This is a genomic window from Stenotrophomonas sp. MYb238, from assembly GCF_009496535.1.
GTDB lineage: Bacteria > Pseudomonadota > Gammaproteobacteria > Xanthomonadales > Xanthomonadaceae > Stenotrophomonas.
This window is the reverse complement of record NZ_WIDL01000007.1, coordinates 138,128-161,040: the sequence shown is the minus strand read 5'-3', so window position 1 is coordinate 161,040 and position 22,913 is coordinate 138,128. Positions and strand designations below refer to the sequence as shown.

13 protein-coding genes are annotated in these 22,913 nt (G+C 69.4%); 6 read left to right on the top strand and 7 right to left on the bottom strand.

The genetic code is table 11. The annotated features are described in order from the left end of the window. Positions 1 to 2: 2 nt before the first annotated feature. The 4 genes from CQ393_RS06990 to CQ393_RS06975 form a co-directional block, all read right to left on the bottom strand. Positions 3 to 302: a hypothetical protein gene (locus tag CQ393_RS06990; RefSeq protein WP_153190835.1), complete on the bottom strand. Its 300-nt coding sequence runs from the start codon at positions 300 to 302 to the stop codon at positions 3 to 5. 16 nt (positions 303 to 318) lie between these two features. Next, on the bottom strand, positions 319 to 3,123 hold the full coding sequence (locus CQ393_RS06985; RefSeq protein WP_153190834.1) for a TonB-dependent receptor plug domain-containing protein: 2,805 nt from the start codon (positions 3,121 to 3,123) through the stop codon (positions 319 to 321). 119 nt (positions 3,124 to 3,242) lie between these two features. Continuing rightward, complete coding sequence (locus CQ393_RS06980) at positions 3,243 to 4,229, bottom strand: FecR family protein (protein ID WP_153190833.1); 987 nt, start codon at positions 4,227 to 4,229, stop codon at positions 3,243 to 3,245. Next, on the bottom strand, positions 4,219 to 4,713 hold the full coding sequence (locus CQ393_RS06975) for a sigma-70 family RNA polymerase sigma factor (RefSeq protein WP_153190832.1): 495 nt from the start codon (positions 4,711 to 4,713) through the stop codon (positions 4,219 to 4,221). The genes CQ393_RS06980 and CQ393_RS06975 overlap by 11 nt, the downstream gene beginning before the upstream one ends. Before the next feature lie 382 nt (positions 4,714 to 5,095). Here CQ393_RS06975 and clpB point away from each other — a divergent pair, with 382 nt between their 5' ends. The 4 genes from clpB to CQ393_RS06955 all read left to right on the top strand — a co-directional run bounded on the left by clpB (position 5,096) and on the right by CQ393_RS06955 (position 14,320). Further along, on the top strand, positions 5,096 to 7,681 hold the full coding sequence (gene clpB / locus CQ393_RS06970) for an ATP-dependent chaperone ClpB (RefSeq protein ID WP_153190852.1): 2,586 nt from the start codon (positions 5,096 to 5,098) through the stop codon (positions 7,679 to 7,681). A 384-nt stretch (positions 7,682 to 8,065) separates the two neighbouring features. Beyond that, positions 8,066 to 10,522 (top strand): EAL domain-containing protein, encoded by a 2,457-nt coding sequence (locus CQ393_RS06965; RefSeq protein WP_228114332.1) that lies wholly within the window; start codon positions 8,066 to 8,068, stop codon positions 10,520 to 10,522. 139 nt (positions 10,523 to 10,661) lie between these two features. Next, positions 10,662 to 12,899, top strand: a complete 2,238-nt coding sequence (locus tag CQ393_RS06960) for a bifunctional diguanylate cyclase/phosphodiesterase (protein WP_153190831.1) — start codon at positions 10,662 to 10,664, stop codon at positions 12,897 to 12,899. Between the two features lie 134 nt (positions 12,900 to 13,033). Beyond that, entirely contained in the window at positions 13,034 to 14,320 is a 1,287-nt protein-coding gene (locus CQ393_RS06955; protein ID WP_153190830.1) for an aminotransferase class I/II-fold pyridoxal phosphate-dependent enzyme, read from the top strand. Positions 14,321 to 14,517: 197 nt separating this feature from the next. Here CQ393_RS06955 and CQ393_RS06950 read toward each other — a convergent pair whose 3' ends face one another. After that, complete coding sequence (locus CQ393_RS06950) at positions 14,518 to 15,168, bottom strand: NAD(P)H-binding protein (protein WP_153190829.1); 651 nt, start codon at positions 15,166 to 15,168, stop codon at positions 14,518 to 14,520. A 122-nt stretch (positions 15,169 to 15,290) separates the two neighbouring features. Here CQ393_RS06950 and CQ393_RS06945 point away from each other — a divergent pair, with 122 nt between their 5' ends. Further along, positions 15,291 to 16,196, top strand: a complete 906-nt coding sequence (locus CQ393_RS06945; RefSeq protein ID WP_153190828.1) for a LysR family transcriptional regulator — start codon at positions 15,291 to 15,293, stop codon at positions 16,194 to 16,196. An 18-nt stretch (positions 16,197 to 16,214) separates the two neighbouring features. Here CQ393_RS06945 and ybaL read toward each other — a convergent pair whose 3' ends face one another. Beyond that, positions 16,215 to 17,912 (bottom strand): YbaL family putative K(+) efflux transporter, encoded by a 1,698-nt coding sequence (ybaL, locus tag CQ393_RS06940; protein ID WP_153190827.1) that lies wholly within the window; start codon positions 17,910 to 17,912, stop codon positions 16,215 to 16,217. Between the two features lie 354 nt (positions 17,913 to 18,266). Beyond that, positions 18,267 to 20,657 (bottom strand): TonB-dependent receptor, encoded by a 2,391-nt coding sequence (locus CQ393_RS06935; protein ID WP_153190826.1) that lies wholly within the window; start codon positions 20,655 to 20,657, stop codon positions 18,267 to 18,269. Between the two features lie 311 nt (positions 20,658 to 20,968). Here CQ393_RS06935 and CQ393_RS06930 point away from each other — a divergent pair, with 311 nt between their 5' ends. Beyond that, positions 20,969 to 22,843, top strand: coding sequence for an ATP-binding cassette domain-containing protein (locus CQ393_RS06930; RefSeq protein WP_153190825.1), 1,875 nt, complete (start codon positions 20,969 to 20,971; stop codon positions 22,841 to 22,843). Positions 22,844 to 22,913 lie beyond the last annotated feature (70 nt).

Genomic DNA, 22,913 nt, shown 5'->3' with positions numbered 1-22,913 from the left:
AATCAAAATCCGCTGGCGATCATGGAGAGGCGTGCCACCATCAGCCAGGCTGGAATCATCAGCAGGCGCAGCGGCCACCGGATACGGTCTGCGCAGGGAAGCGACACCAGCCCGAGCAGAAGGCCGGCGGCAGTCAACAACAGACCGCCGCCGGCCAACACGTTGCCGGCATGCGTATTTCCAATGAACGCGCCCAACGGGAACAGCAGCACGATCTGCAACGCCACTATCGCCAACGGCGCCCACACCAGCGTGTTGGCGATGCGGGCCAGCCGGACGTACAACGCGGCAGGTGCGCTCATCGGTTGCGTCCTCCAGTCAGAACTTGTAACCCAGTTCCAGCCAGAAGCTGCGGCCGGCCTCGTAATACATCGAGCTGCTGGTGGTGCCGCTTATCTTGTTGGCGCGGTTCAGGATGTTGGCGACTTCGACGCGGGCATAGGCCTGCTGCTCGCGTGGCAGCTCCAGGGTGTATTCGAAAGTGCTGTCGAAGGTGAAGGCGCGCGGGTAGTCGCGGTCGATGTAGACGGCCAGACTCTCGCCGTTGTAGTTGCCACTGCCGTCCCTGACGATGTCGCGGAAGCCGTCGCGGTAGCGCAGGAAATTGCTCCACAGCAGTTCGCCGTGCCCCAGCGGCAGGCGGGTCTGGGTGGACAGGCGCGCGCTCCACTTGCGGGCAAAGTCCTTGGCCGGCAGGTCGTACAGCCACACCGCTTCGCCCTTGTACAGGACCAGCTCGTCGCTGGCATCGCTCCACGTGGTCTGGTAATCGGTGTAGTTGCGTTTGGTGTCGGTGTAGTCGAAGGCAAGTTGCAGCCTGGTATGGCTGCGGCCCCAATCCAGCGTCTGCGCCGGGGCGGCGCTCAGGGTGTGGATGCTGCTGCGGCTGCGGCCCTTGTTGACGTACTGGTAGACGCTGGTGGAGTAGTAGCCGCTGCTGTCGCCGCTGCGCACCGATTGGCGCAGCACTTCGTCCTTGTTGTCGCGGTTGACGTATTTCAGGCTGACGTCCCAGCCCTTCCATTGCTGGTCGAAGCCTAGGGTCCATTCGTCGGTGTGTGGGATGTCCACGTCGGAGATGCGGTTGGTCGAGGTGCCGAGGGTTCCGGTCACGCTGTCCCACGAGGTGCTGCTGCTGGTGCGCAGCTTGATCTCGGTCAGGCGTTCGCGGCCTTCGCGCAACAGGTAGCTGAAGAAATTGCGCCCGTAATAGCGGTTGACGCCGGCAGTCAGCACCGATTCGCGATTGCCGAGGATGTCCCATGACGTGGCCAGGCGCGGCGACAGTGTGGTCCGGTTCCAGAGGTTGTCGTCCTCCACGCGCAGGCCGGGGCGCACGCTCCAGTTGCCGATGCGGATGTCGTCCTGCAACCAGCCGGCCCATTCGTTGCCGCTGACACTGAACCTGCCGGCGTGGTAGATGGTCAGGCGGCGGAAGTACTGACCCTGGCCGGCCACCAGGACGGGGGCAGCGACCGTACCGGTGGAGGCCTGCACCGGCGACAGCGAGCAGCCGTCGCTGTCCACGGTGCCGTTGCTGAAGGCGCAACTGGTGGTGGCGTAGGGCTGCAGGTAGCTGAGGTGGTCGTTCAGGCGCTCGTAGTCGGCCTTGCGCTGCTGGTACGACGCGCCGAACTGCAGGGTGTGGCGGCTGGCACCCCAGTCGAAGGCCGTGCGGTTGGCCTCGAACCGGTAGCCGAGCTTGCGGTCGTGCTGGTCGACATTGCCCCAGCTGCCCTCGAAGCTGCTGTTGTTCACGCCCCAGTCGTGGACTTCGGATTTTGCCCAGGCCTTCCAGTAGTCCACCTGGCTGCGGCGCGAGCTTTCCAGGTCGCTGTAGCTGAGCGTGTTGTTGAACGACCACGCGGCGCGCTCCAGGTTGGCGCGCAGGCTGAACACGGGGCCGCCCTGCTTGATGTCGAACCAGGCGTCCCTGGCGTTCATGATGAAGTAGCGGTCTTCGGTGGGCGCATGGACCAGGTTCGCGCCCAGCGTCAGCCCTTCGCCGTTGCTCCAGTCCAGATTGAGGGTGGCGGCGGTGTTTTCGCGGGTCTGGGTCTTGCTGTTGGCATCGGTGGCGCTGACGTTGCCTGCGCTGTAACCGCGCAGCGGAATGTCCGAACGTGTGCGGGTGACCGTGCCGATCATGCCGAGGCCGGCGGCGGTGCGGCCTTCCAGGCGCACCCCGAACTTGTACTTGTCGTAGCTGGGTTGGTAGGCGAAGGTGGCCGACTGGTCCCAGGTGGTTTCCTGGTCGCGCGGGATGATGACCTCGTCCCAGGCCGAACGCGCCATGCGGTACCAGACCTTGCCATGGAGCGTATCGCCGGCCTTGCGCGTCTGCGCATCGACCACGCCGCCGGTGAAGTTGCCGAAGCTGGCGGGCACGTTGCTGTCATAGACGGTCACGCTTTCCAGCATGTCCGTGTCGATGGCGATGCCCTGCGACTGGCTGGGCACGTCGGTGATGTTGTTGACGTCGGCGACGGCGGTGAAGGCGTTGGCCGGATCGATGTCGTTGTTGACGCTGACGCCGTCGAGCAGAAACGCGTTCTGGTAGAACGGCGCGCCGTTGATGCTGATGTCGGCCGGGCGGATTTCGCCGCCGTTGCGCGAGCTGCGCGCGGTTTCGCCGAACTGCACCGCCGGGTTGATGCGCAGCAGGGTGGCGAGATCGCCGTTGCCCTTGTTGGTGTCCTGGATGTAGGCCTGGTCCAGCACGGCGCCTTCCGAATAGGGGAAGGCGCGCTGCGCGCCGATGCGCAGCGGCGCCAGCGGGATCGTGCCGTTGCCGGCCGGTGCCTTTTCCAGCGTGTAGCTGCCGTCGGACAGGGCGATCAGGCGCAGGCCGGAGCCCGCCAGCAGGCGTTCCAGCCCTTCACGGTCGCCGACCTGGCCACGCAGCGCGGGTGCCTGCAGGCCCCTGGTCAACGCCGGTTCGTAGGCCAGGGCGATGCCGCGCTGGCTGGCGAAGGCGGCCAGCGAGCGGCCGAGCGGACCGGCCGGCAGCTCGGCGTTCGTCCCGGACTGGGCGACGGCTGCGGGGATGAAGGGTGACAGCGGGGTTGCGGCGAGGGCGGCCGCGAGCAGGCTGACGCGGAACGGGGAGGGCAGTCGGCGCATGGGGAATGTTCGGAATGAAGGGGATACGTAGTGCTTGCCACGCGAGACCGCAAAAAGTGTCAGGCGTTTTTCATTCGACGCGTTTGCCGCCGCCGGATGCGGCGCGGAAGGGCCGGGGTTCAAGCCCCGCGCGGGCCTACCGTGATCCACCAGCCGCCCGCGCCCCGGCGCACGGCCACCGGATAGATGGCTTCCAGCATCGCCAGGCTGCGCTCGATGTCGTCGAGCGGGAACGCGCCGGAAACGGCCAGCGCGGCCACCTCGGGGTCGCAGCGCAGCCGGCCGCTGCGGTAGCGCGCCAGTTCGCCGATCAGCTCGCCCAGCGGCATGCGGTCGGCCGCGAGCATGCCGCCGACCCAGGCCGCCTGCGCAGGGTCGGCGTCGAGCGGTGCGCTGCAGCCGTGGGCGTCGAACCATGCCAGTTGCCCGGCGTTGACCACCCGGGTTTCCACGGTAGGTAGGCCGAAGCCCAGGCGGACCGCCCCTTCCAGCACCATGATCCGGTGGCGGCCGCCGATGGCGCGGACTTCGAAACGGGTTCCCAGCGCCTGCAGGTTGCCGAAGGCGGTGCGCACCCGGAACGGACGCGGCGGCGCGATCGGATCGGCGGCGGTTTCCACCAGGATCCGGCCCTCGCGCAGGCGCACGCTGCGTTCGCTGGCGTCAAAGCGCAGGTCCAGCGCGGTGGCGGTGTCCAGTTCGACCCGGCTGCCGTCGGGCAGGCGCAACTGGCGGCGCTCGCCGGTGGCGGTGCGCTGGTCGGCGCTCCATTCGCTGCGCTGCCACAGTTGCCAGCCCAGCCAGCCGCCGGGTGCGGCGCTCAACAGCAGCGCCAGGTGCTTGATCGCGTTGCGGCGCCCCGCGTCGGCCGGGCGGCCCAGCACCGGCAGGGCAATGGCGGGCGGCACCTGGCCGAACAGGTCTTGCAGGCGCTCCACCCGCGCCCAGGCGCGGGCGTTGGCAGGCGATGCGTTGCGCCAGCGCTCGCAGGCCAGGCGGTCGGCCTCGCTGCCGGCACCGTCGTGCAGGCGCAGCATCCACTCTGCGGCCTGCTCCAGCACGGCCGGTTCCAGCGGGTCTTCCCGATGGGGAGTGTCAGGGGACATGGGCCAGGCAGCCGACGAGGGCGCGCTTCATGTGGCGCTTGACCGTACTCAGGGAAATGCCGAGCCGGCGGGATATTTCGTCGTAGCCGATGCCTTCGAACTGCGCCAGCAGGAACACCTGGCGGGCATCGCCTGGCAAGTTGTCGAGCATGGTGTCGATCAGGTGCAGGGCCTCGCGGACCAGCGCCTGATGCTCGGCCGAGGGCATGCTCGGTTCGGGCAATGCCGCCAGGCTTTCCAGATAGGCGCGCTCCAGCGATTGGCGGCGGCACCAGTTGGCCATCAGGCCCTTGGCGATAGTGGTCAGGTAGGCGCGCGGCTCCAGCACGCCCTGCAGGTCGCGCCCGGCCAGCAGCCGCGCGAACGTATCCTGTGCAAGATCGGCTGCGACTTCGCGGCAGCCGAGTCGTCCGGCCAGCCAGCCGCGAAGCCACGCGTGGTGGTCGCGGTAGAGCGTGACGAGGGTTTCGGATTGGGCCGCCATGAGGGTCGCATGAAGTGGGACTGGGGCGCCTGTTCACCTTCCGGTGGCGTGGCCTGATCCGTTGATGAGTGATAATTGAGAATCGTTATCAATTATGGCGGCGCTGCCGCTGCTTGACCAGCGTGGGCCGCCGACGAGTGCGACTGCAGGAGGTTTCCGCTGGGGGAGGGCGTTCGGGGATGGCTTCGCGGCGTGGCGCGGTTCACGGAAGGTGAAGGTGATTGCGCTGGATCAAAGGCGTCGCACCTGCCGTGTTTGATACTGGAAAGATCAAGATGGTTGCGGCTGAATGGCTGTCGGTGGCGGGCTTGAATCACACCGCCGCAACCGCATCTGAACGAGTATCGCCGGCGGCGCCGGCCCCTGATTCGGGATGACCACCATGCGGATGGACAAGCTCACCTCCAACTTCCAGAAAGCCCTGGCCGACGCGCAGTCGCTGGCCGTGGGCCGCGACCACAGCATCATCGAGCCGGTGCACGTGCTGGCCGCGCTGCTGGACCAGGCCGGCGGCAGCAGCCGGCCGCTGCTGGCCCAGGCCGGCGTCAACGTGCCGCTGCTGCGCGAGCGCCTGGGCGAGGCGCTGGACGCGCTGCCCAAGGTCTCCGGCCAGGCCGGCAACCTGTCGATGGGCAACGACCTCAGCCGCCTGCTGAATGCCACCGACAAGCTGGCCCAGCAGCACAACGACCAGTTCATCGCCAGCGAATGGTTCCTGCTGGCCGCCACCGACGACAGCGGCGCGGCGGGCATGGCGCTGCGTGCGGCCGGTGCGGACAGGAAGAAGCTGGAGGCCGCCATCGACAAGCTGCGCGGCGGCGAGACCGTGCAGAGCGAGAACGCCGAGGAGCAGCGACAGGCGCTGGAGAAGTACACCATCGACCTGACCGCGCGCGCCGAGAGCGGCAAGCTCGATCCGGTGATCGGCCGCGACGAGGAAATCCGCCGCACCATCCAGGTCCTGCAGCGCCGCACCAAGAACAACCCGGTGCTGATCGGCGAGCCGGGCGTGGGCAAGACCGCGATCGTCGAGGGCCTGGCCCAGCGCATCGTCAACGACGAAGTGCCCGAAGGCCTGCGCGGCAAGCGCGTGCTGTCGCTGGACATGGGCGCGCTGATCGCCGGCGCCAAGTTCCGCGGCGAGTTCGAGGAACGCCTGAAGGGCGTGCTCAACGACCTGGCCAAGAACGAAGGCCAGATCATCCTGTTCATCGACGAGCTGCACACCATGGTCGGCGCCGGCAAGGCCGACGGCGCCATGGACGCGGGCAACATGCTCAAGCCGGCGCTGGCGCGCGGCGAGCTGCACTGCATCGGCGCCACCACGCTGGACGAGTACCGCCAGTACATCGAGAAGGACGCCGCGCTGGAGCGCCGCTTCCAGAAGGTGTTCGTGGGCGAACCCAGCGTCGAAGACACCATCGCCATCCTGCGCGGGCTGAAGGAACGCTACGCCGTGCACCATGGCGTGGAGATCACCGACCCGGCCATCGTCGCCGCCGCCACGCTGTCCAACCGCTACATCACCGACCGCCAGCTGCCGGACAAGGCCATCGACCTGATGGACGAGGCCGCCTCGCGCATCCGCATGGAGATCGACTCCAAGCCGGAGGAACTGGACCGCCTGGAGCGTCGCCTGATCCAGCTCAAGATCCAGCGCGAGATGCTGAAGAAGGAAAAGGACGAGGCCTCGCGCAAGCGCCTGGCCGACCTGGAAACCGACATCGACGGGCTGGAGCGCGAGTTTTCCGACCTCAACGAGATCTGGAAGTCGGAGAAGGCCGCGCTGCAGGGCACGACCCGGATCAAGGAGCAGATCGAGCATGCCCGCCTCGAGTTGGAGGCCGCGCAGCGCCGCCAGGACTTCGCGCGCATGAGCGAGATCCAGTACGGCCTGCTGCCCAACCTGGACAAGCAGTTGGCCGCCGCGCAGGAAGTGGAGCGCAAGGATTTCAAGCTGGTGCAGGACCGGGTGACCGACGAGGAGATCGCCGAGGTCGTCTCGCGCTGGACCGGCATCCCGGTCAGCAAGATGCTCGAAGGCGAACGCGACAAGCTGCTGCGCATGGAGGACGTGCTGCACACCCGCGTGGTCGGCCAGGAAGAGGCGATCCGCGTGGTGTCCGACGCCGTGCGCCGCTCGCGCGCCGGCCTGTCCGACCCGAACCGCCCGAGCGGCTCGTTCCTGTTCCTCGGCCCGACCGGCGTGGGCAAGACCGAACTGACCAAGGCGCTGGCCGATTTCCTGTTCGACAGCCCCGACGCGATGGTGCGCATCGACATGAGCGAGTTCATGGAGAAGCACAGCGTCGCGCGCCTGATCGGTGCGCCCCCGGGCTACGTCGGCTACGAGGAGGGCGGGTACCTGACCGAGGCGGTGCGCCGCCGCCCCTACAGCGTGATCCTGCTGGACGAGGTCGAGAAGGCGCACCCGGACGTGTTCAACATCCTGCTGCAGGTGCTCGACGACGGCCGCCTGACCGACGGCCAGGGCCGCACCGTGGACTTCCGCAATACCGTCATCGTGATGACCTCGAACCTGGGCTCGCACCAGATCCAGGAGCTGAGCGCGGACGATTCGCCGGAAGCCTATACGCAGATGAAGGCGGCGGTGATGGGCGTGGTGCAGGCGCACTTCCGCCCGGAGTTCATCAACCGCCTGGACGACATCGTCGTGTTCCACCCGCTGGACAAGCAGCAGATCCGGCAGATCGCGCGCATCCAGATGCGCGGGCTGGAGAAGCGGCTGGGCGAGCGCGGGCTGAAGCTGGAGGTCGCCGATTCGGCGTTCGACCTGCTCGGCAACGTCGGCTTCGACCCGGTGTACGGCGCGCGTCCGCTCAAGCGCGCGATCCAGCAGCAGCTGGAAAACCCGCTGGCGCAGAAGATCCTCGCCGGCGAGTTCGCCAGCGGCGACACCATCCACGTCGAGGCCGGCAGCGGCCAGCTGCGTTTCGCCAAGGGCTGAGCCGGCCGAAGCTGGGAAGCAGGCGTGCCCGGGGCCATGGTCCCGGCACGCCCCTGTCGCGTGCCATCCGCGTCGCTCCGGGGAATGGGCGACCTAGGGTGTTTACCCTCCTGCGCCCATGAGTCCCTGCGGTAGCCGGGACGGCCCGGCCACGGCCGGATGCCATGGAGTCGGCGGCGCCGTTTTTGTGCCAGCATGACGCCGCCGCCGGTGTCGCTCTCCGGTGAACCGACACCTGGGCCATCCTCCTTGCGCATGCCGTCCTTCCGCATTTCGCTTCGTACCGGAGTCATCGTTCCGTTCATCGCGGTTTTTGCGCTGGCGGTCGGCCTGCTGTCTTTCTGGCAACAGCGGCAGGTGGACCGGCTCATCAACCAGGAAAGCATGCGCCTGCTGGATGCCATCACCACCGCATCGCGGCAACAGCTGGTCGACTATCTGGAAACGCCCCTGCAGGTGCAGCATGCCCTGGCCCAGGCGCTGGGGCAGGCCGGGCTCTACACGCCGGGCGACATGCGCCCCATCTACCTGCACCTGCTGCGCGCCTTTTCCCAGCTGTATGCGCAGTACGACCAGATCAGCGTCCTGAGCTTCGGTGGCGTGGGCGGCGAATACACCGGCGTGCGCCGCGAAAGCGATGGCCGCTACCGCCTGATCCTGCAGGACGACAGTACCCACGGCGTCCTGCAGGTCTTCGCAGGCCGCGAACCGGTTGCCGGCACGGCGCGGAGCTTTCCCGGCTACGACCCGCGCGTGAGGCCGTGGTATGTGCACGCCACCACGGCCGAAGGCACGAGCTGGTCGCCCATCTACATGGTGACCGGCGAGCGCGGCGACGTGGCCATGTCCGCTTCCACCGTGGTGAAGACCGCCGACGGGATGGTCGGCGTCGCGGCGGCCGACCTCAGGCTGAGCACCATGGGCCGCTTTCTGCGCACGCAGCCGCTGCGCGGCAATGGCTATATCGCGATCATCGATGCGCAGGACCGGCTGGTCGCCCATTCCCTGCCGCAGTCGGTGCTGGCGCGCAAGGGCGATGCCTACCAGCCCCCGGCGCTCATGCGGCTGTCCGATTCGCCGGCGGCGGCCCTGCGCGCCGCCGCCCGCTGGCTGGAGCGGTCGGCGCCCGCCGACGGCCCCGTGCGCATGCGCTTCACCGAGCAGGGCCAGCTCTACCACGCCCAGATCACGCCTTTCCACGACCCGCGCGGCATAGATTGGCGCATCGTGGCAGTGTTGCCCGAGTCCGACCTGGTCAGCAGCATCCGCGCCGACAGCCGCAAGGCCATGACCAGCACGCTGGTGCTGGCGGTCCTGGGCCTGGCGTTCGGCCTGTGGTTGCTGCAACGGGCGATACGCCCGATCCAGGTCACCGCCCAGGCCGCGCACCGCCTGGCCCGCGGCGAATGGGACGCGGCCCGGACGTTGCCGGTCACGCCGTTGATCGAGCTTTCCGCGCTGGTGGACGCCTTCAACCACATGGCCCAGCAGTTGCACCAGTCCTTCGAACAGATGCGTGCGCTGCTGCAGTTCGACGGCTTGACGCAGCTGCTGACGCGGTCGGGCCTGGTCGAGCGTGCCGACGACGCGACCGCGGACGGTGCCCGTCCGGCGGCACTGTGCCTGCTGGAGCTGCAGAACTTCCGCAGCCTGCGCGACGACGTGGGACACCACACCGGCGACCAGCTGCTCCAGGCCGTGGCCGATCGCCTGCGCGCGCACCTGCAGTCGCAGGCCCTGCTGGCCCGTTCCGGCCACAACGAGTTTGCGGTGCTGTGGCTGGAAGCGCCGGCTTGCGAACAGGCCGGCAGCGACGGCCAGCAGGTGCTGGCACTGTTCGACCGGCCCTTCTCCGTGGGCGAAGACGACATCCTGCTGCAGGCCTGCGCCGGCATGGTGACGGGCACGCTCACACCCGGCGCGCTGCCCGAATGGCTGCGCAACGCCAGCATCGCCCTGAGCGAGGCCGAACGCGGCGCCAGCCGCTGCGTGCGCTACGAACCGGAACTGGCCAAGCGCATGCATGGCCGCAGGCACCTGGCCATGGAACTGCGCCAGGCCCTGGAAAAACACGAACTGCAGCTGCATTACCAGCCGGTGGTGGACCTGGCCACGGGCACCATGCGCGGTGCCGAGGCGCTGGTGCGTTGGCCCAGCCCCGCGCGCGGCATGGTGCCGCCTTGCCTCTTCATCCCGGTGGCCGAAGAGTCCGACCTGATCCTGGGCATCGACCGCTGGGTGCTGCACAAGGCCACGCACGACATCGCCGCCCATCTGCCGCGCTTGCCGCCGGGCTTCGAACTGCACGTCAATGTTTCCGCGCGCGAGCTGATCCAGTCCGACTTCGTCATGACGCTGGAGCAGGCGTTGACCTCCAGCGCCCTGCCGCCGGCCATGCTGACGCTGGAGTTGACCGAGTCCATGCTGCTCGATGGCGGCGACGCCACCCTGCAGCGCATCGGCGCCATCAAGGCGTTGGGCGTGAAGATCGCCATCGACGACTTCGGCACCGGGTACTCCTCGCTGGCGTACCTGAGCCGCCTGCGCTTTGACTGCATCAAGATCGACCAGAGCTTTGTACGCAGGTTGCCGGCATCGCAGGCGGACACGGCCATCGTCACCGCGGTACTGCGCATCGCCGACGGCTTCGGCGTACAGGTGGTGGCCGAGGGCGTGGAGGAACCCGCGCAGGCCGAACTGCTGTCGCGCCTGGGGTGCGGCTTCGCCCAGGGCTATCTGTTCGCGCGGCCCGCGCCGCTGGCGCAGATGCTGGCCTGCCAGGCGGACATGACGGCCGCATGGGCCTCCGGCGCCCGGTTGGACCGTACCCCGGAGGTCTGAACCGGTTTCGGATGATACGAAACCGGTGCGGTCTTTTTGTGCCAGCATGTCCTCGTCGCCGGTGGTCGATCCCGGACGGCGTACAGGGGATCCGCGCATGCATCGATGGGTGGCCACCAGGGGGGGAAAGGTTCTGCTGTTGGGTGGCCTTTGCCTGCTGCTGCAGCAGGTGGCCGTTCCCTACCAGCTGGAGCTGTGGGGCGATGTCTCCAAGGCCTCGCTGGTGCACCTGCACGCCGGATTGCTGCTGGCCATCGCCATGCTCGAACGCGACCGCTGGGTGCTGCCGGGCTGTTACCTGCTGGTCACCCTGGGCTGGGTTGCGCGCGCGCTGGCCTTTTCCTATACGCCGGTACAGATCGGCATCGGCCTGGTGATTTCCGCCGGCGGCCTGGTCTGGACGCTGCTGTGCGCGCGGGGCATGGGCTGGCCGAGAGTGCCGGGGCAGGATGTCGTGTCGCGCGGCGATCTGCCGCGTTTCGCGCTGATCGGGTTGCTCGCCTATCCGGTCGGGTCCGCGTTGCTGGGCCTGCTGTACGGGCTTCCCTATGGCGCGGCCGGCCAGCTCGGGGGCCTGATCCAGACGTTGTTCGCCAAGTATTTCGGCGTGGCCACGCTCACCCTGCCGCTGGTCGTGGCCTGGAGCGAGCGCCATCGCGCGCCGCTGGTCCGGCGCAGCGGGCGTTGGGCGCTGTGGCCGCTGTTGATGGGCGTGGGCCTGGCCTCGAGCGTCATCCTGAGCCGCCGGGTGCAGACGGAGTTCGGCACGCTGCCCCCGAGCGGGCTGGTATTGAGCGACTACCGCATCGCCGCGCTGGCGGTGATGGCCTGGTGCATGTTGTACCTGCGCCTGGTGGTGGCGTTGCCGATGCTGGCCGGCCTGTTGCTGCTGATGGCCTCCCGCCTGGGCGACACCGCCACGCTGAGCCATGCGCCGCTGGGTTTCCTCAACCTGCTGCACCTCGCGCTGGAACTGGGCATCGTGCTGGTGGTGTTGTTCTATTACCTGTTGGCCAACCGCGACCGCGAGGACATGGCGCAGCGGCTGGACGAGCAGGCGCAGCACGATTCGCTGACCGGCCTGCCCAACCTGCGCGCGCTGCGGCGGCAGGCCGCGCAGCGGCCGGAAGCCTGCGGCCTGGCCTGCCTGCTGCTGGACCAGACCGACACGCTGGCGGTGGGGTATGGCCTGGGCGCGCAGTCGATGGTGATGACCGAGGTCGCCGCGCGGCTGGAGGCCCACGACGTGAACTGCTGTTACCTGGGCAGCGGGCAGTTCGCGCTGCTGGCCGAATGCGGCGGCCGGATCGACTGGGCCGGCCTGCTGCGCGATATCGAACAGCCCGGCTTCGTCGTGGACGGGCGCAACGTGCGCCTGTTGCCGTACCTGGGCGTGGCGCGCTTCGGCGGCGACACCGGACTGGATCTGGACGGCGCGCTGATGCTGGCCTCCAGCCTGGCGTTCGAGGCGCGCGCCAGCAACGAGGTCGAGCCGCTGTTCGCCAACGCCGAGCGCGCCACCTTGCAGCAGGCGCAGGCGCGCCTGCACGGGGCCAGCGCGGCGCTTGCGCACCTGCGCCGTCCCGACGGGCTGGTGCTGTTCTTCCAGCCGGTGCTGCCGCTGGGCAGGCGCCGGCCGGAGAGCGGGGCCGTCGGCGAAGTGCTGTGCCGCCTGCGCGACGAGCATGGCGACCTGCTGCGGCCGGACCGCTTCCTGCCGGCGGTCGAGGCCGCGCGGCGCGGTCCCGAACTGGACCTGGCGGTGGTGACCGAACTGTTCGCGCAGTTGCGGCAGGTGCCGGAACTGGCGGTGGACTGCGCCCACATCTCGGTGAACCTGACCGGACAGAGCCTGGCGTCGGAGAGCTTCCGCGTGCGCCTGCTGGAACTGCTGGAACAGGCGCCCTTGCCGCTCTCGCGGCTCTGCTTCGAGATCACCGAGACCGTGGCCATCTTCAGCGCCGAGCAGGCGGGGCAACTGCTCGACGAACTGCGCGCGCGCGGCTGCCGCATCGCCATCGACGATTTCGGCGTGGGCATGCAGAGTTTCGCGCGGCTCAAGGAACTGCCGGTGGACATCATCAAGATCGACGGGTCGTTCGTGCGCAACATCACCCGCGAGCACCGCGACTACGCGATGGTGCAGGCCTCGGTGGCGGTGGCGCGCGCCTGCGGCGCCGAGGTGGTGGCCGAGTACGTCGAGGACGAGGACACCGCCGCCTGCCTGCACAAGCTCGGCGTGCACTGGGGGCAGGGCTACCACTACGCCCGGCCGATGCCGTTGCTGGAAGGGCTGCGCTGGGTGCGCGCCGACACTCCGGCCGGCGCCGGTGCCGACGCGAGCGCCGCCTCGCGGCCGCAGGCCAACTCCGCCTGATCCGGCGCCACTGGGCATGTCCGTCGCCCGCGGCATGGGCTGATGGCGAACCGGCATAAGTAACCGGGGCAACCAATGGCCGTGGTGTGGACCGGCTGGGCTATGGTCAGCAGCCCTCACGAGCGGATGCCGCGATGTCCCAGCCGAACTGGAAGCCCGAAACCATCGCCGTGCACGGCGGCTATCGTCCCGACCCGACCACCCGCGCGGTGGCGGTGCCGATCTACCAGACGGTGGCTTACGCCTTCGACGACACCCAGCACGGTGCCGACCTGTTCGACCTGAAGGTGCAGGGCAACATCTACACCCGCATCATGAATCCGACCACCGACGTGCTGGAACAGCGCATCGCCGCGCTGGAAGGCGGCGTCGGCGCGCTGGCGCTGGCGTCGGGGCAGGCGGCGGTGACCTATGCGATCCAGACCATCGCCGAGGCCGGCGACAACATCCTGGCCTCCAGCGCGCTGTACGGCGGCACCTACAACCTGTTCGCGCACACGCTGCCGCAGTTCGGCATCCAGACCCGCTTCGCCGATTACCGCGATCCGCAGGGCTTCGCGGCGCTGATCGACGAGCGCACCAAGGCGGTGTTCGTCGAATCCATCGGCAACCCGCGCGGCAACATCACCGACATCGAGGCCATCGCCAGGATCGCGCACGCGCACGGCGTGCCGGTGATCGTCGACAACACGGTCGCCACGCCCTACCTGCTGCGCCCGTTCGACTTCGGCGCCGACATCGTGGTGCATTCGCTGACCAAGTACCTCGGCGGGCATGGCACCAGCCTGGGCGGGGCGATCGTCGATTCCGGGCGCTTCCCGTGGGCCGAGCACAAGGAGCGCTTCGCGCGCCTCAACACGCCGGACGTCAGCTACCACGGCGTGGTCTATACCGAGGCGCTGGGGCCGGCGGCCTACATCGGCCGCGCGCGCGTGGTGCCGCTACGCAACACCGGCGCGGCGATCTCGCCGTTCAATGCGTTCCAGATCCTGCAGGGCATCGAGACGCTGGCCCTGCGCATGGACCGGATCAACAGCAATGCGCTGGCGGTGGCGAGCTACCTGCAGCAGCACGCCAAGGTGGCGTGGGTGAACTACGCGGCGCTGCCGGATCACCCCGAGCACGCGCTGGTGCGCAAATACCTGCGCGGGCAGGGCTCGGGCGTGCTGACCTTCGGCCTGCCCGGCGGCCGCGAGGCCGGCGCGCGTTTCCTCGACGCGCTGCAGCTGTTCACCCGGCTGGTGAACCTGGGCGACGCCAAGTCGCTGGCCACGCACCCGGCCTCGACCACCCATCGCCAGCTCGACGCGGCCGAACTGGAGAAGGCGGGCGTGACGCTGGACACGGTGCGGCTGTCGGTCGGCATCGAGCACATCGACGACCTGCTGGCCGACCTGGAACAGGCCTTGGCGAAGGCCTGAGGACGGCGGGGGCCGACGCCCGCGCCGCGGCGCGGCGCACGCCAGTGGCGTGGGCGCTCCAAACTACGCGCGCCAGTGGCGCTCAGGCTGTGCCTTCTCGCCCAAAGGCAGGGAGGCCAGTGCGTTGCCTGCCGGCGCGATCCGAGCCCCTCCGGGAGAGGGGGTGGGGTAAGGGGCGCGCGCAGCGCAGGCCGGCTTCACCACGCGACCGTGAAGCGCCGGCGCAGGTGCCGCGGCTGCTCCAGCTCGTCGACCAGGGCCACCGCCAGGTCGGCCGCGCTGATCGTGCCGGGGCCGTCGGCGGCCATCAGCGGCGTATCGGTGCCGGTGCGGTAATGGCCGGTGCGTTCGTCCGGGCCGCCGGCGTGGAAGGCGACCGGCGGGCTGAGGAAGGTCCAGTCCAGCACGGACTCGCCCTTCAGGTCTTCCAGCGCGTCGCGCGCGGCGCGGGCGCCGTCGTGGAAGGCGGGCGGGAAGTCAGGCGTATCCACCAGCTGCACGCCGTCGGCGGTGTACAGGCTGCCGGCGCCGCCGACGACGAGATAGCGCTTCACGCCGGCGGCTCTGGTGCCGGCAACGATCGCGCGCGAGCCCTGCATGAAGTCGTGGTAGATGTCCGGGTTGCCCCAGCCGGCGTTGTAGGCGCTGAGCACCGCGTCGCTGCCGGCCACCGCGGCCTGTACCTGCGCGGCGTCCTGCACGTCGGCGCGGACCACGCGCAGATGGTCGCGCGCGGCGAGTTTTTCCGGGTGGCGGGCCAGCGCGGTGACGGCGTGGCCACGGGCCAGCAGTTCTTCGAGCAGGGCGCGGCCGACGAAGCCGGTGGCGCCGATCAGGGCGACTTTCATGGCGATTCCTCGCGGGGGAAGAGGCCGCCAGTGTCCTCCCGGCCCGGTGACGGCGGCAGTCTCCGGGGGCCACAATCACCTTGAAGCCACGCTTCACGACGGCTGGCCGACAGGAGGGGGCGATGGAGAATCTCAGGCGCATGGCGCTGTTCGCGCAGGTGGTCCAGCACGGCTCCATGAGCGCGGCGGCGCGCGCGCTGGGCATGAGCACCTCGGCGGTCAGCCAACAGGTGCGGGCGCTGGAGCACGAGGCCGGCGTGGCGCTGCTGCACCGGTCGACCCGGCAGCTGTCGCTGACCGACGTGGGCGGCCGCTATTACGCGGCCTGCGCGCGGCTGCTGGATGCGGCCGGCGAGGCCGAGGCCGAACTGTCGGCCGCGCGCCACGCGCCCAGCGGCGAACTGCGCCTGTCCGCGCCGCTGGGCATGGCCGACCACATCGGGCCGGCGCTCGGCCCCTGGCTGCGCGACAACCCGCAGCTGCGCCTGCACCTGCATTTCGAGGACGGCTGGACCGACCTGGTGCAGGCGCGCATCGATCTGGCGCTGCGTTTCGGCCGGCTGCCGGACAGCGACTGGATGGCGCAGCGGCTGGGCGTCCTGCGGCGCTGGCCCTGCGCCGCGCCGGACTGGCTGCAGCGGCATGGCGCGCCGTCCGATCCGCTGCAGGTGCCGGCCAGCGACTGGCTGGGGCTGGCGCAGGTGCCGGGGCTGGCGTGGCGGCACCGGGTGTCGGGACAGGAACGGCAGGTGCCGGCGCACCCGCGCCTGGTCAGCCACAACCAGCCGGCGGTGCGCCAGCTGTGCGAGTCGGGACTGGGCGTGGCGGTGCTGACCTGCCTGGACGTGATGCCGCTGCTGGCCGACGGCCGGCTGGTGCGGCTGCTGCCCGAGTGGGATCTCCCGCCGCTGCCGGTATGGGCGGTGACGCCGCACCGGCAGACCCAGCCGGCCAAGGTCCGCCAGGCGATCGACCTGCTGGGCGGCTACCTGTCGCGCATTCCCGGCGCCGCCGATCCCGCGGCCTGAGCGGCCGCGGCGGCGCAGTCAGGCCGGAGCGGCTCCGGCGCGCATCGCGCGGTAGGGCGGCGTGGCCATCACCATTTCCGCCAGCGAATGCGCCAGCTCGCGTTCGGCCATCACCGTGCCGTCGGCGCCGTGTTCGAGCAGGTGCTTGACCTCGGCGTCGCTGTGCGCGCGCGCCAGCAGGGTCAGGCCGGGATTGATGGCGCGCAGCTTGGCCAGCGCCTCGCCGGCTTCCAGCGGCTGCGGGATCGCCAGGATGGCGATCTTGGCGCGCTCGGGATGCGCTTCGGCCAGCACCCGGTCGGCGGCGGCGCTGCCGCGGATGCCGGGAATGCCGGCGGCATGCGCGCGCTCGACATGGTCGCGGTTGTCGTCGATCACCAGCACCGGCACGCCGCGGTCGCGCAGCACCTGCGCCAGGGTGCTGCCGACGCGGCCGTAGCCGATGACGATGGCATGGTCGTGCAGGTCCAGCGACGGACCGGGCGGGATGTCCGGCGTCTCCGGCACCGGCTGGGTTTCCTTGTGCCGCGCCTGCCAGCGGTCGAGCAGGCCGAACACCAGCGGGTTGAGCATGATCGACACCAGCGCGCCGGCCAGCACCAGCGACTGCCCGGTGGGCGGCAGGATCTTCAGCGCCACGCCGAGCCCGGCGATGATGAAGGCGAACTCGCCGATCTGCGCCAGCGAGGCGGAGATGGTCAGCGCGGTGGCCTTGGAATGGCCGAAGGCGCGCACGATCAGGAATGCCGCGGCGGACTTGCCGAACATGATGATCGCCACCGTCGCCAGCACCTGCCACGGGTGCTCGACCACGATCATCGGGTCGAACAGCATGCCCACCGAGACGAAGAACAGCACCGCGAACGCGTCGCGCAGCGGCAGCGAGTCGTGCGCGGCCTTGTGGCTCAGTTCCGACTCGTTGAGCATCATGCCGGCGAAGAACGCGCCCAGCGCGAACGACACGCCGAACAGCGCCGCCGCGCCGAACGCCACGCCCAGGGCGATGGCCAGCACCGACAGGGTGAACAGCTCGCGCGAGCCGGTGCCGGCGATGCGCTCCAGGATCCACGGGATCACCCGGCGCCCGACCACCAGCATCACCGCCACGAACAGGCCCAACTGCACGAAGGTCCAGCCGATGGAGGCCAGCACGCTGCCGACGCTGTGGTGCTGGCCCTGCGCCTCGGGGCCGAACACGCCGGCGATCACCGGCATCATCACCAACGCCAGCACGCAGGCCAGGTCCTCCACGATCAGCCAGCCGACCGCGATCTTGCCGCGGGTGGTTTCCAGCAGGCGGCGCTCCTCCATCGCCCGCAGCAGCACCACGGTGGAGGCGGTGGCCAGCGAGAAGCCGAAGATCACCCCGTGCAGCGCCGGCCAGCCCATCAGCGTGGCCACGCCCCAGCCCAGCACGGTGGCCACCGCGATCTGGCCGATGGCGCCGGGAATGGCGATGGCCTTCACCGCCATCAGGTCCTTGAGCGAGAAATGCAGGCCGACGCCGAACATCAGCAGCATCACCCCGATCTCGGCCAGCTGGTTGGCCAGCGCCTGGTCGGCGACGAAGCCCGGCGTGAACGGCCCGACCACCACCCCTGCGACCAGGTAGCCCACCAGCGGCGACAGCCGCAGCCGGTTGGCCAGGGCGCCGAACACGAAGGCCAGGCCCAGGCCGATGGCGACCATGTTGATCAGGGCGGTGTCATGGTGCATCGGGACTCGCAGGGGAAGGGGGTGTTCCGATTCTAAGGGGAAGCGGGCGCGCCGTTGCTTTCCTGCCCGCGTTGCAGCGTTCCGTCGCTCCGCCGCTCCGCAATGCGTCCCCACCGGTGGCACCCGGTCGTTGATCGTGCCGGCGGCGCGAAGCGGCGGGAGTGTCCGCCCACGGCATCGGCCGCAGCCGAGCCGCAGTGCCGGTCGCTGCATGGTGCCGCAAAAGACGTGCCGCCGGCCGGCACCACGGGACGACTTCTTGCCGGCGCCCGGCATCGCCGGATGGTGCCCCAAGACGCCGATGCCCGGGTTTCCCCGGGCATCGGCGCGACACGCTAACGCATTACGCGTGGCTTACCACTTGTAGCCGATGCGGCCGTACACGTAGGCGCCGTTGAAGCCGGCCGGCGCATAGTTGCTGTACGGCATCTGGCCCCAGGCGTTGACGCCGGTGAAGGCCGGGTCGACCTTGTCCGGGTGCGAATCCAGCACGTTGTCCGCGCCCACGGTCAGCGTCCACTGTTCGCTCGGCTTGAAGCTGGCCGACACGTCCAGCACCCACTGCGGGTCGTAGCCCTGGTCCAGCGCGGCATTGGTCTGGCGCACGGTGAACTTGCCGTAGCGGGTGGCGTTCAGGCCCAGCGTCCACTGGTCCGAGGTCCAGGTGCCGCCGAGGATGGCCTTGTCGCGCGGGAAGGCGTCTTCCAGGCGGCCGATCTCGTCGCGCGCCACCAGCGGCGTGGTCAGGCCCAGGCTGGTCAGCACGCCCGGGGAGGGCGCCAGCCGCGTCACTTCGGTCTTGTTGTAGCTGTAGCTGGCGGTCAGGTCCAGGGCGCTGGCGGCCAGCGGGATGTTGTAGCTGCCCACCACGTCCACGCCGCGGGTGCGGGTGTCGGCGGAGTTGTTGAAGTAGCGGAAGGCGGTGACGTTGTTGATGCCCAGCGAGTTCAACAGCGCGTTGGTGGCCGCGTTGGTGTTGATGGTGGAGGACAGCAGGATGCGGTCGTCGATGTCGATCTGGAACGCATCGATGGTCAGGTACAGGCGCTCGGCCGGCTGCAGCACCAGGCCCAGGCTGTAGGAGGTCGAGGTTTCGGCCTGCAGCGGCTTGGAACCCAGCGCCTGCGCCACGGTGCTGGTGGCCGGGAAGGTGCCCGACTCGACGAACACGCCGTTGGAGTAGTTGCTGGTGATGACCTGGTAGCTCTGCTGTGCCAGCGACGGTGCGCGGAACCCGTTGGAGACGGTGGCGCGCAGGGCCACGGCGTCGGTGAACGCATAGCGCGCCGAGAGCTTGCCCGAGGTCTTGCTGCCGAAGTCCGAATAGTCCTCGTAGCGCGCGGTGGCGCCGGCCGACAGCTTGTCGGTGAGGTCGGCTTCCAGGCCGGCGTAGAACGCGTAGTTGTGGCGGTCGGCATGCACCGCGTTGATCGGGGTGAAGCCGCCGAAGCCCTGCGCACCGCTGCCCAGGTAGGAGTTGGGTTCGCCCGGCGACTGGTTCCACTTCTCCTGGCGGTACTCGCCGCCGAAGGACAGCGTGACCGGGTAGGCCAGGCCCCAGTCCAGCGCCTGCGAGAAGTCGGCGTTGACGATGTTGTGGGTGTACTCCAGCGCGCCGTCGTGGAAGCTGGTCGGGCTGTTGGCGCCCAGCGTGTAGTTCATCGTGTTGCGGGTGGCGAAGTCGATGCGGCTGTAGCCGTAGTTGTAGCTCACGTCCCAGTTGAAGCCGCCGTCGGTGCCGCCCTTCAGGCCGGCGACCAGCGAGCGGTCCTTCAGGTACTGGTTGATCTCCGGCACGAAGCCGTCGGGATAGAGCAGCGAGGTTGCCGCGTTGTGGTTCTTCGAGCGATAGAACGCGAACGAGGTGATGTCGCGGTTGCTGGCGATGGCGGTGGCGTAGCCGCGCAGGTTGTCGCTGAAATCGAAACCGGCGTTGCCCGACACGGCGCGGGTGTCTACTTCCGGGTCGCCGACCACGAAGGCCTTCACGCCCACGCTTGGCCAGTTGACGGTATTGGGAGTGGGGTTGCCCGGCAGGCCGTAGGCGTTGAACGGGCCGGCGCGGTTGGTGCGGTCCTGGTGCGTGAGCTGGCCGGCCAGATGCACCGTGCCGCGGCCGTCGGCGAAGCCCACGCCGGTGTCGCCGGAGAGCTGGTACTGCTTGCCGTCGCCGGCCGAGTACTGGCCCAGGTCCAGCGCCAGGCTGCCGCCGCTGCCGGCGCCCTTGAGCACGATGTTGACCACGCCGGCGATGGCGTCCGAGCCGTACTGGGCCGAGGCGCCGTCGCGCAGCACTTCCACGCGCTCGATCGCGGCCACCGGGATGGTGTTCAGGTCCACCGCCGAGGAGCCGCGGCCCATGCTGCCGTTGACGTTGAGCTGGCCGGACAGGTGCCGGCGCTTGCCGTTGATCAGGATCAGCACCTGGTCCGGCGACAGGCCGCGCAGCTGCGCCGGGCGCACGCCGCTGGTGCCGTCGGTCAGGGCCGGGCGCGGGAAGTTGAGCGAGGGGAGGGCGCGCGACAGCGCGGTGGCCAGTTCGGTGGAGCCGGTGGCCTGCAGCGCTTCGGGGGTGATGATGTCGATGGGCGACTGCGACTCGGCCACGGTGCGGTCGGCCACCCGGGTACCGGTCACGATCACGGTATCGAGCGTCTGCGCGCCGGACTGGGCGAAGGCGGGGGCAACCGGGAGGCCGAGGGCGATGGCGACGGCAACGGCGAGCGTACTGGACTTGCGGTTCATCAGATTGCAGCTCCGGTATGAATGGGCGGCACCGGCGGACAGGGGGTTGCCTGTCACGGAGGGGTGGTGCGGTGCGCCATCATGGATTAATGGAATTTTTACGTGGTGTCAAATGCGCATCGGCATGCCCATATCGTTGCTTTTGAAAGCATTTCGACCGGCATGCGGAGCGCGGGCATGGGTGGGGGAGGGCATCCCGGCGTGGAGTTCCTGCGCGGGGAAAGCGTCGGTCAAGTATTCGTTAACGCTAGAATCGCGTCGCAGGAATGTTGCTTACGTGCACATTCCTTTTCGTTATAACGGATCCCCTCATGATTTCCCTTCGTAATTTCGCCCTGCGCCGAGGCGAGCGCCTGCTGTTGTCCAACGTCGACCTCACCCTGCATGCCGGCTACCGCGTCGGCGTGGTGGGCCGCAACGGGGCGGGCAAGTCCAGCCTGTTCGCCGCGGTGCGCGGCGAACTGGAGGCCGACAAGGGCGACGTGTCGCTGCCCGGCAAGGTGCGCATCGCCGACGTGGCCCAGGAAACCCCGGCGCTGCCCGACCGCGCCATCGACTTCGTGCTCGGCGGCGACGACGTGGTGGCCGCGGTGCTGGCCGAGGAGGCCGCCGCGACCGCGCGCGAGGACTGGGAGGCGGTGGCCGAGGCGCACACGAAGATGGCCGAACTGGGCGCCTACGACGCCGAGGCGCGCGCCGGCAAGCTGCTGCACGGCCTGGGCTTCCCGGCCGAGACCCATTCCCGCCCGGTGGCCGCGTTCTCCGGCGGCTGGCGCGCGCGCCTGAACCTGGCCCGTGCGCTGATGATGCCCAGCGACCTGCTGCTGCTCGACGAGCCCACCAACCACCTCGACCTGGACGCGGTGTACTGGCTGGAACAGTGGCTGCTCAAGTATCCGGGCACGCTGCTGCTGATCTCGCACGACCGCGAGTTCCTCGACAACGTCGCCACCCACACCCTGCACCTGCACGGCGGCAGCGCCAGGCTCTATACCGGCGGCTACACCGACTTCGAGCGCCAGCGCGCCGAGCACCTGCGCCAGCAGCAGATCGCGCACGAGAAGGAACAGGCCGAGCGCGCCCACCTGCAGAGCTTCATCGACCGCTTCAAGGCGCAGGCGAGCAAGGCCACCCAGGCGCAGAGCCGGATGAAGCGCCTGGCCAAGATGGCCGGCACCGAGGCGGTGCGCGCCGAGCGCGAGTTCCGCATCGAGTTCTCCGAGCCGGCCAAGCTGCCGTTCTCGCTGATCCGCCTGAACCACGTCGTCGCCGGTTACGGCCAGGACGCGGTGATCCTGAAGGATGTCGGTTTCGGCCTGGAAGCGGGACAGCGTGTGGGCCTGCTCGGCCCGAACGGCGCCGGCAAGACCACCCTGGTCAAGACGCTGGTGGGCGACCTGCCGCCGCTGGCCGGCGAGCGCAGCGCGCATCCGGACATGAAGATCGGCTACTTCGCCCAGCACACGGTGGAATCGCTGCGCGAAGGCGCCACGCCGATGGACCACTTCCGCGAGATCGACCCGGACGGGGTCAACCAGAACTTCCGCGACTTCCTCGGCAAGTGGAACTTCCCCGGCGACCGCGCGTTCGAGCCGGTGGACGGTTTTTCCGGCGGCGAGCGCGCGCGCCTGGCGCTGGCGCTGATCGCCTGGCAGCAGCCCAACGTGCTGCTGCTCGACGAACCGACCAACCACCTGGATCTGGAAATGCGCGAGGCGCTGGCCGAGGCCCTGAGCGTGTTCGAGGGCGCCATCGTCATGGTTTCGCACGACCGCCACCTGATCGGCCTGGTCTGCGACACCTTCTGGCGCGTGGCCGACGGCGTGGTCGAGCCGTTCGCCGGCGACCTGGACGAATACGCCGCCTGGCTGCGCACCCGCGCCAGCGCGCAGGGCGCGCGCAGCAAGGCCGATCGCGTGGAGAAGGTGGAAACGCCCGCTCCAGTGCAGGTGGCCGCACCGGCCGGGCCGGCCGCGGCGAAGAAGCCGGTCAACCCGCACAAGCTGGAAGCGGCCGAGAAGAAGGTCGAGCAGCTCGGCGCGGCGCTTGCCGACATCGACCGCCAGCTGGCCGACCCGGCCAACTACGCCGACGCGGCGAAGATGACCCGGCTCGGCGGCGAGCGCGACGTGCTCGCGCAGCAGCTGGAGCAGGCCGAAGCGGCATGGATGGAGCTGCTCGACTAGACCGCGCCGCCTGTCTCTTGTAGGAGCGACTTCAGTCGCGAAGAGGCTTCACCGGTAAGTCCCCATCGCG

Bases quoted from the DNA above. Each gene is read 5' to 3' on its own strand.
- CQ393_RS06990 (WP_153190835.1), bottom strand. From the start codon at position 302: ATGAGCGCACCTGCCGCGTTGTACGTCCGGCTGGCCCGCATCGCCAAC.
- CQ393_RS06985 (WP_153190834.1), bottom strand. From the start codon at position 3,123: ATGCGCCGACTGCCCTCCCCGTTCCGCGTCAGCCTGCTCGCGGCCGCC.
- CQ393_RS06980 (WP_153190833.1), bottom strand. From the start codon at position 4,229: ATGTCCCCTGACACTCCCCATCGGGAAGACCCGCTGGAACCGGCCGTG.
- CQ393_RS06975 (WP_153190832.1), bottom strand. From the start codon at position 4,713: ATGGCGGCCCAATCCGAAACCCTCGTCACGCTCTACCGCGACCACCAC.
- clpB (WP_153190852.1), top strand. From the start codon at position 5,096: ATGCGGATGGACAAGCTCACCTCCAACTTCCAGAAAGCCCTGGCCGAC.
- CQ393_RS06965 (WP_228114332.1), top strand. From the start codon at position 8,066: ATGCGCCTGCTGGATGCCATCACCACCGCATCGCGGCAACAGCTGGTC.
- CQ393_RS06955 (WP_153190830.1), top strand. From the start codon at position 13,034: ATGTCCCAGCCGAACTGGAAGCCCGAAACCATCGCCGTGCACGGCGGC.
- CQ393_RS06950 (WP_153190829.1), bottom strand. From the start codon at position 15,168: ATGAAAGTCGCCCTGATCGGCGCCACCGGCTTCGTCGGCCGCGCCCTG.
- CQ393_RS06945 (WP_153190828.1), top strand. From the start codon at position 15,291: ATGGAGAATCTCAGGCGCATGGCGCTGTTCGCGCAGGTGGTCCAGCAC.
- ybaL (WP_153190827.1), bottom strand. From the start codon at position 17,912: ATGCACCATGACACCGCCCTGATCAACATGGTCGCCATCGGCCTGGGC.
- CQ393_RS06935 (WP_153190826.1), bottom strand. From the start codon at position 20,657: ATGAACCGCAAGTCCAGTACGCTCGCCGTTGCCGTCGCCATCGCCCTC.
- CQ393_RS06930 (WP_153190825.1), top strand. From the start codon at position 20,969: ATGATTTCCCTTCGTAATTTCGCCCTGCGCCGAGGCGAGCGCCTGCTG.